Source organism: Streptomyces cadmiisoli (assembly GCF_003261055.1).
GTDB lineage: Bacteria > Actinomycetota > Actinomycetes > Streptomycetales > Streptomycetaceae > Streptomyces > Streptomyces cadmiisoli.
In genome coordinates, this window is sequence record NZ_CP030073.1 from 8,999,737 (window position 1) to 9,016,196 (window position 16,460).

12 protein-coding genes and 2 pseudogenes are annotated in these 16,460 nt (G+C 65.5%); 11 read left to right on the top strand and 3 right to left on the bottom strand.

The features are described 5' to 3' along the window. Positions 1 to 689: 689 nt before the first annotated feature. Positions 690 to 1,898 carry an epoxide hydrolase family protein gene (locus DN051_RS39515; RefSeq protein ID WP_199314818.1) on the bottom strand — a complete coding sequence of 403 codons (1,209 nt, stop codon included), beginning with the start codon at positions 1,896 to 1,898 and terminating at the stop codon, positions 690 to 692. 658 nt (positions 1,899 to 2,556) lie between these two features. Between DN051_RS39515 and DN051_RS39520 the strand changes: the two genes are divergently transcribed. The 6 genes from DN051_RS39520 (at position 2,557) to DN051_RS47965 (ending at position 10,347) form a co-directional block, all read left to right on the top strand. Further along, on the top strand, positions 2,557 to 3,240 hold the full coding sequence (locus tag DN051_RS39520; protein ID WP_162625107.1) for an alpha/beta hydrolase: 684 nt from the start codon (positions 2,557 to 2,559) through the stop codon (positions 3,238 to 3,240). A gap of 752 nt (positions 3,241 to 3,992) precedes the next feature. Next, the gene (locus DN051_RS39525; RefSeq protein ID WP_112441777.1) at positions 3,993 to 4,493 is read left to right on the top strand and encodes a winged helix-turn-helix transcriptional regulator; all 501 of its coding nucleotides are present in this window, start codon (positions 3,993 to 3,995) and stop codon (positions 4,491 to 4,493) included. 254 nt (positions 4,494 to 4,747) lie between these two features. Continuing rightward, a complete protein-coding gene (locus DN051_RS39530; RefSeq protein ID WP_112441778.1) occupies positions 4,748 to 7,555 on the top strand; it encodes a helix-turn-helix transcriptional regulator in 2,808 nt (935 codons plus the stop codon). A 902-nt stretch (positions 7,556 to 8,457) separates the two neighbouring features. Continuing rightward, positions 8,458 to 8,874, top strand: coding sequence for a peptidase inhibitor family I36 protein (locus DN051_RS39535; RefSeq protein ID WP_159054249.1), 417 nt, complete (start codon positions 8,458 to 8,460; stop codon positions 8,872 to 8,874). A gap of 125 nt (positions 8,875 to 8,999) precedes the next feature. Then, a complete protein-coding gene (locus DN051_RS45425; RefSeq protein WP_162625108.1) occupies positions 9,000 to 9,923 on the top strand; it encodes a hypothetical protein in 924 nt (307 codons plus the stop codon). 187 nt (positions 9,924 to 10,110) lie between these two features. Beyond that, positions 10,111 to 10,347, top strand: a complete 237-nt coding sequence (locus DN051_RS47965; RefSeq protein WP_112441782.1) for a helix-turn-helix domain-containing protein — start codon at positions 10,111 to 10,113, stop codon at positions 10,345 to 10,347. Here the strand turns inward: DN051_RS47965 and DN051_RS39545 are convergent. Further along, positions 10,272 to 10,469 (bottom strand): annotated as a pseudogene (locus tag DN051_RS39545) (helix-turn-helix domain-containing protein); the annotation flags it as partial. The gene DN051_RS47965 and the pseudogene DN051_RS39545 sit on opposite strands and share 76 nt — an antisense overlap. Positions 10,470 to 10,477: 8 nt before the next feature. Here DN051_RS39545 and DN051_RS39550 point away from each other — a divergent pair. The 4 genes from DN051_RS39550 (at position 10,478) to DN051_RS39560 (ending at position 14,633) form a co-directional block, all read left to right on the top strand. Then, positions 10,478 to 10,825, top strand: a complete 348-nt coding sequence (locus DN051_RS39550; protein WP_112441784.1) for an MOSC domain-containing protein — start codon at positions 10,478 to 10,480, stop codon at positions 10,823 to 10,825. A 295-nt stretch (positions 10,826 to 11,120) separates the two neighbouring features. After that, on the top strand, positions 11,121 to 12,314 hold the full coding sequence (locus tag DN051_RS39555; RefSeq protein WP_246040777.1) for an esterase-like activity of phytase family protein: 1,194 nt from the start codon (positions 11,121 to 11,123) through the stop codon (positions 12,312 to 12,314). 1,269 nt (positions 12,315 to 13,583) lie between these two features. Further along, a complete protein-coding gene (locus DN051_RS45430) occupies positions 13,584 to 14,012 on the top strand; it encodes a hypothetical protein (RefSeq protein WP_162625110.1) in 429 nt (142 codons plus the stop codon). A gap of 84 nt (positions 14,013 to 14,096) precedes the next feature. Next, positions 14,097 to 14,633, top strand: a complete 537-nt coding sequence (locus tag DN051_RS39560; protein ID WP_112442850.1) for an SMI1/KNR4 family protein — start codon at positions 14,097 to 14,099, stop codon at positions 14,631 to 14,633. 210 nt (positions 14,634 to 14,843) lie between these two features. On the opposite strand, the pseudogene DN051_RS39565 reads toward DN051_RS39560, so the two are convergent. Further along, a pseudogene (locus DN051_RS39565) lies at positions 14,844 to 15,178 on the bottom strand (DNA polymerase III subunit alpha); the annotation flags it as partial. A 128-nt stretch (positions 15,179 to 15,306) separates the two neighbouring features. Between DN051_RS39565 and DN051_RS39570 the strand changes: the two are divergent. Next, positions 15,307 to 16,428, top strand: coding sequence for a hypothetical protein (locus tag DN051_RS39570; protein WP_112442852.1), 1,122 nt, complete (start codon positions 15,307 to 15,309; stop codon positions 16,426 to 16,428). Positions 16,429 to 16,460 lie beyond the last annotated feature (32 nt).

Consider the following 16,460-nt stretch of genomic DNA (forward strand, 5'->3'; position numbering starts at 1 on the left):
GTTGCTCGTCGGCTGCTCCACCTCTTCCACGGCCGGCGCAGGCCAGTAACGCACGGCACCTGGCAGACCCTCTCAGCCAAGCGCGAAGCCGACTTCCACGCCTTCGAGTAAACAGGCAATGTCGTTTACGGCTCGGACAGCCAGAGCGGCAAGGTATGGGCCAGTACCGACGCCGGCCGCAGCCGCGCGCCTGTATCGAGGCACTCGACCTGGCCTCCCATCCCGCCAGCTCCGCAACCCTGTGGGCCGCCACTGGCACCGCTCTTGAACGCAGCTCGGACGGCGGGCGCACTTTCCGTCCAGTCTCCTCGGCACCCGCCCTGGTTGTGGTGGAGGAGCCGCAACCAGGCTTGCTCGTCGGGCTTGCTGCCGACGGCCGCGTACTGACCGGCCGGCGCGGCGGTGAGCCATGGACCCGAGTGGGCCGCTTGCCCGGAAAGGGCCGGGCCGCGGTGCTGACCGCGGTGACCCAGCAGTGGCTGCTGGCCGCCGACAGCACCGATGCCTCCGTGATTACCGCACCGTGTGCCCGGCCAGACGCGATCTGCGCAGTGTGTGTCGCTGGTGCGAAGTAGCGGCGGTGGGGAGTGGTGGACGCGCCGGCGGTGCGGCCGAGTGCCCCTTGTCCGGGGGCACTCGGCCGCACCGCCGAGCCAGTGGCTCCGGTGAAAGCGGCGGGTCCGGGCCGCCTAGCGCAGCGGCCGGAGACCGTTGCGCACCTCGTTCACGAATGCCTCGGGCTGCTCCCAAGCGGCGAAGTGACCGCCCTTGGGGAGCCTGTTGTAGTGGATGAGGTTGGGGTAGGCCTTCTCGGCCCAGCTCCGCGGAGCCTGGTAGAGCTCGTCAGGGAAGACGCTGACAGCGACCGGGAGCTTGACGCCCTTGACCCCGAAGAACTGGATCCCGGCTTCCGCGTTCTCCCAGTAGACACGCGCGGCGGAAATCGCCGACTTTGTCAGCCAGAAGAGCGTGATGTTGTCCAGGACGTCGTCGCGCGACAGGCCCTCGGTCTGCCCTGCGAAGGCGCGGGAGATCAGGTCCAGGCTGTCCCTGTCATGGTCGAGCATGAATGCGGCGAGGCCGACGGGCGAGTCGGTCAGGCCAGCGAGCGACTGCGGGCGCGAACCCATCATGTGAGCGTAGGCAACGTGCCGGTACACGAAGTCCAGCTGCTCGACCGCGCGCCGTTCCTCATCATTGGAGAGAACGACGTCGGACGGCGGGGGGTTGCCCGCGGCGATCGCCTGCTCCAGGGCCGGCGGCACCACGCCGGCCATGTTGGTGTGGATACCGAGCAGGCCCTGAGGGGCCTGGGCCCCCATGAGGTCGGTGACGATGGCACCCCAGTCACCGCCCTGCGCCGCGTACTTCGTGTAGCCGAGGCGCTGCATCAGCTCCGCCCAGGCTCGGGCGATGCGGGCAGGGTTCCAGCCTGCCGAGGTCGGCTTCCCGGAGAACCCGTAGCCAGGCATCGAAGGGATCACCACGTGGAAGGCGTCCGACGCGTCTCCGCCGTGGGCTGTCGGGTTGGTGAGCGGCTCAATGAGTTTCATCTGTTCGATGATCGACCCAGGCCATCCGTGGGTGACGATGAGCGGCAGCGCGTTCTCGTGCTTCGAGCGGACGTGGATGAAGTGGATGTCCAGACCGTCGATCTCGGTGACGAAGTTCGGGACAGCCTGCAGCTTCGCCTCGATCTTGCGCCAGTCGTACTCCTCCGCCCAGTAGCGAGCGAGTTCCTTGAGCGTCTCGAGTTGGGTGCCCTGGGACTGGTCCTTCACCGTCTCGGCCTCGGGCCACCGAGTGGTCGCAATACGCCGACGAAGCTCCTCGAGTTCCGCCTCAGGGAAGTCGATCGTGATCGGACGGATCGCCGCCGTTTCAGGCTGGAAAGACACCGCTGTTCTCCTCGATATAAATGTTGCCGGAAATTGCGTGTCGCGCCGGGTTCGCATTGCTCCGCAGAGCAACCGGGCTCCATGAATCCGTTTTGTTTCCCCGGCGCTACATAAATGATGCGATCCGGCGTGCCGCCGCAACAATCCGCAACATGACCTAAGTGCTCGGCGCGGATTTCAGGTCTCTCTAGGTAAGTCATGGCACTGTCCCGATGCCCCGTCGGTTCCTTGGTGCCGCAGCCCCGCGCCCCGGTGAGCAGCCTGCAGCGTTCGGACTGCCGCACTCCTTGGGGCGCCGCTGGCGGGGCCGCGCGTTCCGCAATGCGTCGCCCCACCGCATTCCAGGGGCGCCAATGCTACGGGTGCTCGACTCTGAAAAGCTATTGTCTTTGATGCAACTGTGGGTGTCCCGTTTCGTGCACAAGGGCGGTGGCGAGCCGTGTTGTCCCGGTCACGTCGAAGACACAGGATGCTCCTTCATCGCGTTCCTTACACTTCGGATTCCCGCGCTCGCTCAGTCGGCATCCGAGGCCGCTGATGCGTCCATACTCGCGGTGAAAACCACGTCGATTAGTTGCGGCCGGACCGACGCTTGCTTGGCGCGACCTGATCCTTGAGAAGGATGAATTGCACGAATGCATCTCCCACGCTCGTGCTGGTGCAGGGCGCCTGGCACGGCCCCTGGTGCTGGCGGCCCGCTGATCGACAGTCGTCGGATATCGACATACGCACAGTTGTCCTGCCCAGCAGTGCGCAGGACCCGGTAACACTGGGAGACCACCTCTACGACGATGCACAAGCGGTGGTCGAGGTCCTGAAGGCCGTTGAGGGTCCCGCCGTCGTAGTGGGCCACTCCTGTGGCGCCACCCCTGTCACGGAGGCTGCCGCGACGATGGGCAACGTGAAGCGGATCATCTACTTCACCGCCCTCATGCAGGATGCCGGCGACTTCGTTCTCTCCCTGGTGGGCGGCACCTTTCCGCCCTACTGGAAAGTGCATGCGCAGCCTGACGGGGCCGCCGGCCTGGGCTACTTCGAAGCTGGTCAGCCCTTGGATGTGCTGTACGGTGACGTCAAGCCTTCTCTGGCTCGACGGTGCGTCGCGATGCTCGCCCGGCTGTCCCCGGCTTCGGTTCCGCAGTCCCTTACCCAGGCGGCCTGGCGCACCGTGCCGAGTACGTACATCCGGTGCGAGGAGGACGCGGCCCTGCCGCTGGCGCTCCAACAAGCCATGGCTGCGCAGGCCCAGCGAACCCTGCGGATGCGCTCCGCGCGCTCGCCCTTCCTTTCCCAACCGGCAGCACTGGCCGCCGACATGCTTCGAGACGAACTCAGCCGCTGAGAACCCCTTGAGGCCGGGCGATGCTGCCGACGCTCGATGCAGAAATCTCAGCGCGGACTGCCATGCGTACCCGCTCAGTGCGCATGGCGGGTCCCGAGGCATGAGCGATGGCCTTGACCGCCCTGGCATCGGCGTTCGTGGCTTGTCCTCCAGGAGCCGATCCTCTGTAGCTTGGACCCTCGGTCGGCTGTGATCACGGCGACACGGTGCGCGGGTCGTTGGAGGCTCCGGCTGTACTTCAGGTCATCGCGACGGATTTCTCGGTGGTGCGTGAGTGCTCGCATGTGTAAATGATCTCTGAGTCAGTGCGGCAGGCCGGCGACCCCTGGTCGGTGATCGCAATGGATCGGCTTCATCTGGCCACGCAGGTACCCAGAGGGAAGCGATGTGGCTCGCCCGCAGGTGCGGGCGAGCGGCCTAGTGTCGGGGGAACCTGGGCACGGGCCCCTCCTCGCGACCCCGTCCCGCTGCCGTTGGCGCCCGCCTCGGCCTGATGCGCACATCTCGTATCGGCGCAACTTGCAATTTGCCACCGAGGTGACTACCTTGCGACTTGCTTGCGATTCGCAAGTGTAATGGACTTGTTGAGGGCGCCGGGGTGCGGTCTTCAGGAGAGGGGAGTCGCCAGCCATGTACGGACACATGCGAGAGTCGCTCCGTCATTCAGACCGAGACGTCCTCAGTGCCAGGCAGTTCCTGTTGGGCACGCACGGGACAAACCGCCACTATCCCGCGATGCTCACGAGGTCCTCGTGAAGCGTCAAGAGCTGATGCACTCCTCGTGCCCGATCGACCGCGCCATCTCCGAGGTTGGCGACGCCTGGACCTTCCAGATCCTGCGTGACGCCATGCACGGCGTCACCAGGTTCACGGACTTCAGCAAACGCATCGGTGTCGCGTCGAACATCCTGACCGCACGACTGCAAAAGCTGGTGGCGGTGGGCATCTTCGAGATCCAGGAAGCAGCGCTGGGCAACTCCCGTGAGTACGTCCTCACCGACAAGGGACGCGACTTGCACATCGTCCTTGCCGCACTGCGTCAGTGGGGGCAGAGTCACCTGTTCGAAGACGACGAGGTGATCACTCGCGTCGTCGACACGCGCACAGGGCGCCAGCCCCGTCCGATGACCGTCACCGCTGAGGACGGCCGCGAACTCGGGCCCGAGGACATCCTCGTCGTTCAGTCGCGGGCTGCGGATCCGATCGAGGCCGCCGCACCCGTCACCGGCACCTCCCCACGCCCCAAAATCTGACCCTCTCGCCCGCAGCACTTCAGCCGGCTGTTACTCGTCACCACAGGGGCCCAGCGGCGCACCCACGCCCTCTTCGGGGCCAAGGCGTGCTGTGGCGCGCCCTGCTTCAGTCCCCGTACGCCACTGTCGTGCCGTTCCCTGCCGAGACCACCGACATCCCCCTGTGAGGAAGACACCCGTGCCGCCCACCCGCCTCCTGGTCAACCGCCAGGCCCACGCGCCCTGCACCAGTGGCCGCACGAAGGGGGCGCGCGGTGACGGGGCCTGACACTGTCGACAACAGCACAGCCACCGGCCTGTTCGGCCGCGAGGACGACCTCCAGCACATCAGGCGCCTTCTAGGTATCGGTGCCGGCGGCGGAGCACTGCTCCTTTCAGGAGACGCAGGGATCGGCAAGACCGCTGTCCTAGACGCCATGGCCGCTGCTGCCCGTGCGGAAGGCGCCCAGGTACTGCGCGCCGCGGGCGTGGAGTTCGAGGCGAAGTACGACTACTCAGGCCTCAACCAGCTCTTGTTTCCGTTTCAAGACACCCTCCGCACACTGGAGGCCCCCTTTCGCGACGCCCTGCTCGTCGCACTGGGCTTTGAAAGCGGCTTGCCGCCGCCGCAGTTGATGGTCTCCAACGCCGTCCTGCTGCACCTGCGGGCGATCGCCGGGGACGCCCCACTGTTGATGGTCGTCGACGACTTCCCCTGGCTCGACCGGGCAAGCGCGGACGTGCTGGGCTTCGTCGCACGCCGTCTCGCCGGCACCCAGATAGGCGTTCTTGCCGCGGCTCGTTCCGAATCACTGAGCCTGTACGACAACGGAGCTCTGCCCGAATACCGGCTGCAGCCGCTGGACCAGCGCGCTTCAGCCCATCTGATCGCCACACGACACCCGAATCTCGTTGCCAGCGCACGCCACCGCCTGATGACCGTGGCGAAGGGAAACCCCCTGGCCCTCCTCGAACTGTCCTCCGTCCTGCCCACGATGCGAGAACCAGCCCTGGGCGAGGCGTCCGCCGTACTACCCCTCAGCCGACGCCTGGAGACCGTATTCGGCTCCAGAATCATCGTCCTTCCCCGCCCGACTCAGAGCTTGCTGCTGCTGGCTGCCCTGGAGCCCACAGGCGACCTCGCGGTGATGCAAGCGGCTGCGCGCCAGGCGAACAATGGATACGGGCTGGATGACCTGGCACCCGCTGAGCGGGCCCAACTGGTGTACATCGATGAACGTCGGCGACTGAGGTTCCGCCACCCCCTCATCCGATCCGCAGCAGTAGAGGGCTCAACAAGCACTGCACGGCGCGCCGTGCACGCAGCATTGGCGCAAGCCCTCACAGATCAGCCCGAGCGTCAAGCCTGGCATCTGGGTGAAGCCACCGTTGAGCCGAACGAGGACGTGGCAGCCCTGATGGAGCGCGCGGCACGGATCACGCTGCGCCGCGGTGATGGCGTCGGCAGTATGCGGACCTTGATGCGCTCAGCCGAGCTCACCCCGCACGGATCCGACCGTGCGCGCAGACTTGCCGAGGCGGCCTACATCGGCGCCGAGTCCACCGGCGCCCTGACCAGCGCCCAACGGCTCCTGGACGATGCCCGGCACACGGCCTCAGACCTGACGTCTCTGCATGCCGCCGCGGCCGCTGCCCACCTCATCTTGAACAGCGACGGCGACGTCGACATGGCCCACCGCCTTTTGGTCCATGCCATCGAAAACGGAAACCACGCTTATGACGCGGCGGACACGGCGCTCATTGACGCCCTTTGCACACTTGCGTTGGTCGCCTTCTTTGGCGCCCGCCAAGACCTGTGGAAGCCCTACTACCAAGCCGTCAAGAAGCTGACACCCCGCCCGCCAGCCGTTCTGGCCGCGCTGGGAAAGACGTTCTCCGACCCGGCGCGCACGGGTGGCGAGGCAACAAAGGAACTCGACGAACTCATCGAGGCGTTGCCGAACGTGCCCGATCCTGTCGAGGTCGCGCGCGCCGGGTCAGCAGCTGTCTACGCCGACCGAGTTGGAGACCTCAGGGAAGCCCAGTGGAGGCTGGTGCGCATGGGACGTGACGGGGGCCCTGCCCGACGATACATGTCCGGATTGATGCACCTCTGCCTGGACGACTTCCTCACCGGAGAATGGAACGAGGCAGCAAGCCTGGCCGACGAAGGTTTCCAGCTGTGCGAGAGCCACGGCTACACCGCTTTCGCCTGGTACTTCCTCTATGTCCACGCTCTCCTAGCGGCTGCACGCGGAGAAACAGACGAGGCGGAGGAAACAGCCGAACGCATCATCCGATGGGCCATTCCCCGCAAGGTGTCCTGCGCCGCACACTTCGGCCACCATGCCGCCGCCCTGGCCGCGCTGGGACGCGGAGATTTCGCCGGCGCGTACGAACACGCGAACGCCGTCAGCCCGGCTGGAACCCTCGCCTCGCACGCTCCGCATGCCCTGTGGGTGACGATGGACCTGGTAGAAGCCGCCGTAAGGACCAACCGCCACACAGAAGCAGCCGCACACGTCCGAGCCATGCGTGAGGCCAACCTGCCTTCGCTCTCCTCACGGCACGCCCTGCTCACGGAAGCATCCGCAGCCGTCAGCTCCATCGACGACGAACAGGCACTTCAACTGTTCGTGAAAGCACTGGCCATACCCGGAGCGGCACGATGGCAGTTCGACATGGCGCGCGTGCAACTGTTCTACGGCGAGCGGCTGAGGCGGGTCAGAGCGACCACAGACTCCCGCGCACCCCTGAAAGCCGCACTGGGCACTTTTCGACACCTCGGAGCCCTTCCCTGGGCTGCTCGGGCCGAGGCCGAACTACGGGCCGCTGGCGGTGTGACACGCCCCCTCGCGGCGGCCAGCACACAAGTGCTCACACCACAGGAAATGGCGATAGCCCGGTTGGCAGCCACAGGCCTCACCAACAAGCAGATAGCCCAGCGCCTGTTCCTGTCCCATAGGACCGTGGGCGCCCACCTTTATCAGATCTATCCCAAGCTGGGTATCACTTCACGTGGCATGCTGCGAGACGCTCTACAAGGCAGAGCTGCATCAGACAGCCCCCACACACCGGGGTGAAGCTTGTGCTGGCCGACGCGAAGGTAGGCGATATACGTGGTCGCCGGGATCGTCGGCTGGACCGTCCTCCTCTGGCAGACCACGCACTGCAGCTTGGCGATCATGGAGAGCAGCGTAGACCTGCGGCCGCAGGCCGATAAGGCCGAGCCTGGGCTTCTACCTGCACCTGACAGTGGTCCACGCGACGGGCCACGACGTGCGCGACGGGCCACGACCTGGCCGCAAGCCTTGGCCTCGGCTGTCGCGCCGACCGGCTGCTGATTTGCCCGCCTCCGCTACAACTTTGCTTCCCGCGAGGATAGGGCCGCTGGCCGGAGCTCTGCGTCAGGTTGTACTGCTGGACAGCCGCCCCGACCGTGACCGGCTGTCTGTTGCCATCGGACCTGGACCGGCTGCCCCGAACTCGGACCGACTTCTTGCGTGGCTGCGGCCGGGGCTTCGTTCACTCGTCCGAGTCCCTCGACGGGCGGGTCGGACAGGAGCCGGGCCAGGCGCGGGGCGTCGTAGCGACGTCGAGGACCACGAGGATGTCATTGCCCCCGTCACGCCATTGCTCCTGATGGATCACGTGCTCAGCCTCCGGGCGGTCGGCGGTCCCGTCCGTACGACGAACAACTCCCGTACGGGGTCAGCGGCTCCGCGATCTCCCACAACCCGCCCGGAACAATCCAACTCCACGTACCCCGCCCCATACGAGTGATCATCGCATAGGACGCGACCTAATAGACCAAAAGAATATATTGGTAACTAGGCGAGATGATCACTCATGAGTCAATTGTCAAAACACTTAGTGAGGCCGGAGTGCTATGTCCCTTCAAAAGAGGTCTAGTCCCTGCTAGGGTTCCCGACCGAAGCGGCTTCGGCAGCTTGAAATGGAATGCGTATCAATCGAAAGGGTCAGCGTGCACCTGCGGAAGATCACATCTATAGGCGCGACAATTCTGATAGCTGGCGGCATTGCAGTTGGCACGGCAGCGCCTGCAAATGCCGCCACGGCTTGCCCTTCCTCCGGTGTTGCCTGCCTGTGGTACAACAGTGATTACGAGGGCGGAATATACGTCCAAGGCGCTTCCCTCTCGGACTACGCCGGATACTACTTCAGTACCTCAACGGCGCCGAACGGCTCAAATGGCTCAGGTCAAGAAGTTAAGAACAATGCCGCATCCGTGACCAATCGGAGCACATTCTACAGGTTTAGAGTGTACTACAACTCGGGGTGGGACGGCAGTTATGCATACCAGACCATCGGCATTTCCTCACGGGCAAATCTGAATGCAACCATGAAGAACGAAAACGCTTCAGGAGCATTCGTGGACTGAGGCAAGAAGCGAGAGGGGCGCTCCAGAGGTATGGGGCGCCCCTCTCGGTATGCAATGAACTCCCGATGTTATGGAAAGTAACTACTTTGTCAATTTTTCCAACTAAGGTCGACCTGCTTCTCTCTGTGCTGACTATCGCCTTGGTGACGGGATGTGCGACGGGTTCGGGTGGCACACCTGACAATATTCCAGTCCAGGAAAGCGTCACTCCGACCGCGACAAATGACGCGCCCACTCCCGTCCCAGTCGAAAAATATCTGCTGTCCGACGAAGAGTGGCACACCCTTGAAAAAGCCGATCACCTGTTGCGTAAACGTTGCATGCAGCGCTTCGGGTTCGCCTACCCCATCACGTTCAAGGACAGCGAGCCTTTGGGTTATTCCTTGACTACATATCGATACGGCATCCTCGATCCGGACTACGCTACGCAAAATGGCTACCGCACACCAAGGGCCCTCAATGCAAGGTCCGTCGATCAGGAGAATCGAAAAAGGAACGCTCAACTGGAAGAACTTTCGCACGACGCCAAACTGGTACTTTTCGGCGTCCAGCCCGAGAAGAATGGTCGACCTGTTGCAACTGGCAAGAATCTCCGCAACTATGAAAAGATTCCAAAGGGTGGATGTCTGAATGAGGCTTTGAAATCTCTCTACGGCGACTCGTCGGCAGGTACAGACTCACCTGTGGCAGTCGACGTAAACCTCAAGAGTTTCAATCAAACTCTACGCGATCCAAGCGTGCTGAAGGCGTTCGCCGGCTGGTCCTCATGCATGAAGAGAAAAGGGTACGTATACGCTACCCCAATGCAGGCGAGCGGCGACCCACGTTGGGCGGCCTCGCCGGGTTCGTCCGATGAAAAGGTTACCGCCAAGGCCGATGTCGAATGTAAAATTCAACATAACGTAGCCGGTGTATGGAATGCGGCAGACGTGTCCTACCAGAACAGAATGATAAAACGACATTCGACGGAACTTCGTGCTGTCGAAACCTCCATTGACCGCCAGGTTGAGCGAGCGCGGGCGATACTCGCGAAGTCAGATTCTGAATAGACGCGACCCACGCCGGGCGTTCGGGAGTGTTCTCACTCCGGGCTCTAATATTCCAGGCTTTACTCAAGTTGAACTCGTATATTCCGCGCGATGGGCTGACGAACCATGATCCTCGCGCTATTGCTGGATTATGAGGTACGCGGCAGCGGGCGGGTACACACCCGCGGAGCAATAGCGCCGGGAGCAAATGCGGTTGGAGGTCGCGGAGCAGTTCAAGAGAGGCGAGGCGACCGCGGAAATCGCGCGGGAGCTTCGGGTGACGCCGCGCTCGGTGCGGCGTTGGCGGCAGCTGTGGCGGCGGGGCGGTGTGGAGGCGCTGGCCTCGCCCGGCGCTGTCGCGCGAGAGGTGATGCGGTCGGCCGAAGACTTGGATACACCGAACAGCGATGCGAGCTGGCGCAGCGTCAGGTCTGTTCGCCAGTAGGCCATGGCCAGGAGCACCCGATCCTCAAGCGGTAACCCCCACAGCCAGCCTGGCCGCACAGTGTCCGCGCCGTCGCGGCGCAGCACCGTGGTGATCTTGCGGAAGTGGCGCGGGCGACGCATTACTCGGGGTGGCGACAACGGCGCTGCGCAGCCTCGGCTCGGCGCTGCCGGAGAGTGCGATGGACGCCAGCCGGTTCCGGCCTAACCTGGTGCTCGACGTGCCCGGGGACCACGCGTCCGGGTACCCCGAGCACCGTTGGATCGGCCGCCGGATGGTGATCGGCACGCTGCGGCTGCGCTTCACCGAGGCGTGCGACCGCTGCGTGATGATCACCAGGGAAACTCCGGCTGTCCCGCATGACCGCGCCGTGCTGCGCTGGGTCGCCCGTGAACTCGGCAACGCCCTCGGTGTGTACGCGGCGGGCGAGAACCCCGGACATGTCCGCATCGGGGACAAGGCCCGCGGGCTCGACTGAATGTCGCCAACTGTGCCTGAGCGCTCCAGCGCCACTGGCAACTGGGGCGCTCAGTGAGCAGATGGCTGGTCAAAGGCCGGGCCACCTCATCCTCGAGGGCCGCCCGGTCCCGCTCACCGGTCTCGTCCGCGAGCGCACCTTCGTGCGCACGGTGCGCAGCCTGCCGTCGCGCTGACGGGACGACAGGAACGTCGGGGCAGCTGTTCCCCGTGCTCCGTCGGAGGTACTCCGTTTCGGTCACGCTGCTGCACGTGCTCGGGCCAATCACTCCGCTGGGTGACTGCGCTCGGGCGCCTTGCGGGTCAAGATCACGTTCATGAAAGCTTCGTTGCTTCGTCGCGCATGCACTGCGGCCCTGCTCCTCGCCACGACGCTGGCCCCCTCGGCGGCAGCCCAACCCGATGCCGGTGCCGGACGGTCCGACGTCCTCGGGGCGCAGGCGCGCCTTCTCGGTGAGAAGATCGTTCCCCACAAACTCTCCTTCCAGGGCACGACTGTTGGCGGGCTGTCCGGCATCGACCAGGATCCGTGCACGGGCGAGTACGTCATGGTCAGTGACGACCGCTCGTATATGCAGCCCGCCCGGTTCTACACCGCCGAGATCGACGTGGACGGCGCCGGGGTGCACTCGGTCGACTTCACCGGTACCCATCCGTTCCTGCAGCCGGACGGCTCGGTTTACCCGCCGTCAAGCGCCGGCGACGGTAAGGCAGTGGACCCGGAAGAGCTGCGCGTTGACCCGATGAGCTGCCGGTACTGGTGGGCGCAGGAAGGCGAACGGCCGAAGTCGTCGAACGACCCGGTGATCCAGCCGTCGATCCAGCTGGCCAGCCGCACCGGCGCGTACCGCGGCCGACTGCGTCTGCCGTCCCACTACGAGAACACCCTGGCCGATCGGGGCATGCGGCGGAACAAGGCGGTGGAAGCGATCACGTTCGGCGGCAACGGCGGCCTGCTCACCAGCGCCGTCGAGGGTCCGCTGATCCAGGACGGCCCGGAGCCCGACCTGGAACGCGGTGCTCTGGTCCGCGTCACCCAGCAGACTCGGTGGGGCCAGGTGGTCGGCCAGTACGCCTACCCGCTGGACAAGATCTTCGCGAAATCCGATCCGTCCAGCCCGTGGCCTCCGGACACCGGCGTGACTGCCGTCCTCGCTTTCCCCGACGACCCCAGCCGCTACCTCGTACTCGAACGCACCTGGGTGGCGGGCGCGGGCTTCAAGATCCGCATCTACGACACCACCACCAGCGGCGCGACCAAGGTCCAGAACATGGACTCCCTTGCCGGGCAGCGAGTCGTGCCGATGCGCAAGAAGCTGGTCGCGGACTTCCACGACCTGAACCTGTCCGCGATCGACAACACAGAGGGCATGACCTGGGGCCCGACCCTTCCGAACGGCGAACGGACACTACTCCTGGTCAGCGACGACAACTTTGCCGACGACGAGGTAACCCAGATCGTCGCACTCGGCATCCGCGACAGCGAGTGACGACGGTGGCGGCCGCGGAAGCTCGGCTCACGGCCTCCCGTTCTCGTACCCGCTCACGGAGCCGGCCATCGGACTCAGTGATCAGCCCGTGCCCACCAGCGTCGAGAGAGGGCGTATGCCCCGGGTACGGCGGCGTGGCCGTGATGTGCGGCGGGGTGGATCGAGTTGTACTGGTCAGAGGCGTTCGCCCGCTGTGTCTGGCGCTGCCTACGAGCCATGAGGCGGTGCTGAAGGCTCACAACTGCTCCGGGAGTCGCTGTCCGGTACTCGGTGTCCGGTGAGAACCATCTTCCAGTGCAGGTCCAGCGTGAACCGTCGGGCTTCGATCCCGTCCACCGTGTAGTCGATCCACGCGCGGTTGATCACTGCGCCCTGTTCCCCCGCCGTGACAACGAATAGGAGTTCGGTTAACCCGTTCCCTCCTTCAGTCACATTGGCGCAGGTCTGGGTGATCCGTCGACCCGGTTCGAGTTGTTCGTACGTCCCGGGCCTGGGGGTGCGCGTGTGGCGGTCTGGATCCACGAATTCGGGCGGCGCGCCCCTGACGGACGTGATGCTTGCCGCACTGGCGTCCCCATTGCGCAACTGGAACGAGACGTTGAGCGGTCGCAAGAAGGCTTCGTACCGGATGCTCTGGATCCTTATGTCCCGCCCTCGTGTGCTGCAGAGGCAGTAGGCACCGAACGACGCCGCCCCGGGGATGAGTTTTTGGTTCGGCGACAACGATGAGACCGCCAGAGGTACGTGCATCGAGGTGATCGTTCGGCTGGCGTCCGCTGTCGGCTGTCATGGAGAAGAGCAGGGTGCCCGCCATGGCCCCTGCTAGCAGGGGTGAAACCGCGCGTTCGGTCCGCGGGGGAGGCGTCTGAGGAGACGCGCCTTGGCGGGCCTTCACCGGCGATGCTGATGCCATGGGGAGCACCTGCCCCTTCCTTCTTGCCTATCGGGGGGATGCCCATGCAGACGTTGCAGGGCGGACGTGCTGCAGTGCCTTCCTCCTGTGCCGGCGCGCCGGCATGAGGTTCCTGCCCGGCTGACGGCGATGCGGAACGGAAGCTGGTCATCGGCACGAGCCTTGTCGAACGCCGGGCCAGAAGAGCACTCTCCTTGATCACAGTCGACGAACCCGCAGCTCGCAGCAAGAAGGAGCCCTGACAGCGGCAGGCGGCATCCCGCGCCGGCTGACGCACACCCTGGCGACTCGCGCAGCAGACTGATCGGCGCACCGTCAGGAGCCAGTTCATCGTCGCGCTCGCCACCGTCCGCGCCTTGACCCACGACGGCCTGCCATCGTTGCTGCTCAACGACCCAGACCGAGCCGAGGCATCTGCGTGTCCGTCGCCGGGGGACGCCTTGATCACATCGTCTATCCCGACGAGCTCATCACCGAGTTGGCGACAGTATGGCTGCGAGCGGCTATGTTGTCGGCCCAGAACCACCAACCCCCACCTACTGGTCAGCAGGGTCTCCGCAGCCGACGAGGCTGGGCCGAACATCAGTACCGAGGCCACGAAGACCGTCTTCGAGCGGGTCGGTATCAGCGCCAGCAGGCTGCGTCAGGACCGAATCTACGACGAAGCCCGACGCACGGCCGACCCTGTCCATCTGATACCCATGTTCGGGCTGGCGACGTCGGCGGCCATGAAGTACGTCATGGCGGCGCGCCACAGCAAGCAGGCCGATCCGATTCAACCTTGAGGAGTGTGCGTCACCAGGTGGTCCAGGCGAACGTGTCGATCCGATTGCCGCGACGGTCTGACCGGCCGATATCCTGCGCCAGTGATGACCGCCGATGATCGCGAGTTTCCAGATGCGCTTGCCGCCGCGCTCGCTGTCCCTTTCAGCTACGACGCCGGTGGCGGGGTTGATTTCGAGCCCTTCCATCGCTTCCTGTCTGCTGACGAGACCACGGACTGGATTCAGGCATGGACCGGAAACACGGAGCTGACCGGTGACGATTTCCGGGTGTTCGGGCAGAACGGCGCCGGAGGCTACGCAGCGTTCTGGCTTGTCCGCCCTGACGAGGATATTGCCGATCAGCCCATTGTCTTCCTTGGCTCCGAGGGCGAGACCGCTGTCGTCGCACGAGACTTGGCCGACTTCCTGTGGCTGCTTGCGGGCGGCTACGGCCCCTTCGAAACGATCCCCTCTTTCACTGACACATACGAGCCTGACTGGCGTCCGCGATCCAGCCCGGAGCGTGCCGCCATCGCCGAACGCTTCGCCCCGCAAGGCCGGCGCCCGCCTGCCGACGTGATCAAACTGGCCGCCCAAGAGTTCCCTGACTTCGAGAACACGATTGACCAGCTGTGTCGCTGAGTGGCTGCCCCGCAGCACCCTAAAAATGCCAAAGGTATGCACGCACAGCCGTGCCCTACGGTGCACACAAGGGTGTATGCCGAAACCGGATGCTCGAGAATGCCCCCGCGAAGTCGCTGAACCCATCGCACACACCCCCGCATATGCCCCGAGAGGACCGGCAGGTCCACGCTCGACCCCCTCCAAGAATTCGGGAACCTGTCGGCTTCGGTCTGCGTACAAGTGCAGTCGGCCCCGAAGGTGCCGTCGACGAGTGTGCGCTGCGGGGTGGACGGCTAAGCCGGGGTGAGGGCCGGGCTCGTGCGGCCGAGCAGATCGAGGGCGGCCCGGGGACCGTGGTCGCGGCGGGCGGCGGCCACCTCGTCCAGGTCCCAGGCCATCTCGCCGACGACGGTGCGGCACGGGCCGCGGGTTTCCACCCGACCACGTACCAGCAGCAGCCCGGAGTGGAACACGGCGCGCGCGACGTGCCCGTGGGAGTCCTTGAAGAAGGCGATGTCGACGAGTCCGGAGGCGTCCTGCAGGGTGCAGCAGATGATCCGCCGCGTGGCACGCGTGCCGCGAGCCCCGCGCGTGCCGCGCACGCGTGACGCCAACTACCGACCCGGCCCCGCGGCCGCCGGCAAGCACCTCTGAGGGAAATCCCCCCGGCGTGTGTGCCAACATGCCGTGCATGTCCACCGATCCCATACACGCAGACGCTGTGCACCACACGGCCCGCCTCGTGGCCACGGTGCCTCTTCCGCTCGGCTCCGCCCGCGCCGATGCCGTGCAGCTGCTGCCCTGGTCAGGGCGCCTCCTGCTTGTCCAGCACGGTGACGAGGAGCTAGCCGTGGCCGAAATCGGCGGTGCGGGCGCGCAGTTCCGCTTCCCCGCTCCGTGGCCCCGGAGGTTCGGCGGGGCGACCGTGTCGCCCGGCGGCGATGTCGCGGTGTTCTCCGGGGTGCACAGCGTGCAGGCCGTGGACCGGACCGGGGAGGTCCTGTGGGAGCTACCGCACGGCTGCTGGGCCACCGCCACTTGTGCGTGGACCCGGGCTCCGCTCGCTTCGTACCGGGACGATCCCCGCCACCAGAACCCCGACCAGGGCTCGGCCGCGTTTTCCGTGGACGGCAAGACGGTGTGGGTCCACGTCCGGCAGTACGCCGAAGGCCGGCGGCCGTATGAGGAGTGGCTGGTCCTCGATGCCGCCGACGGTGAGGTTCTGTGCCGGGCGGAGACGATGACCGTGGGAGCCGGTTCTGTCCACTTCCCGCACCCTGACCCCGCCTGCATGGGGCTGAGCATCGCGCAGGGAGACGATGACGCCCCGGTGCTGTGGGGCCGCCGCGACGGAAGAGCGCTCGCTGTGGCGCGGGCCGAGGGCGAGATCCTCCAGTCGGTCAGCCCTTCGGGGCGCCACTTCCTGTGCACCGACCCTGGGCAGTGGGCCCTGTACCTGCATGACGCCGCAGACGGGGAACAGCTGCGCCGGGTGGATGCCAGGGCTGTGCTGCCGCCCGTTCCCGGTGATGACATGGCCCGGTGGGACTACGAAGGCGCGTACCCGTACGAGGACGGTGCCGTCGTGAGCACCGAGGAGTACGCCGAGGTGCCGAGGCACTGGCTGGTGGATCCCCGGTCCATGTCGGTGCGCGGACGGATCGCCTACCCGGTGCCCGTGGCGGGCAGCCCGCGATCCGCGGGGCCGGGTATGTGGTGCACTGTCGCCGGCCAGGACGCAGCGGTCCACCTGTGGCGCCTCGCTGACGAGGCAGGCGAGGTCGGCGAGGCCGGTGAGGAGATCAGGAGCTGAACCGTCGCAGGCACGAACGCCCGGCCGGAATG

Coding starts and splice junctions, on each gene's coding strand:
- DN051_RS47965 (WP_112441782.1), top strand. CDS start 10,111: ATGCGGTTGGAGGTCGCGGAGCAGTTCAAGAGAGGCGAGGCGACCGCG.
- DN051_RS39560 (WP_112442850.1), top strand. CDS start 14,097: ATGACCGCCGATGATCGCGAGTTTCCAGATGCGCTTGCCGCCGCGCTC.
- DN051_RS39570 (WP_112442852.1), top strand. CDS start 15,307: ATGTCCACCGATCCCATACACGCAGACGCTGTGCACCACACGGCCCGC.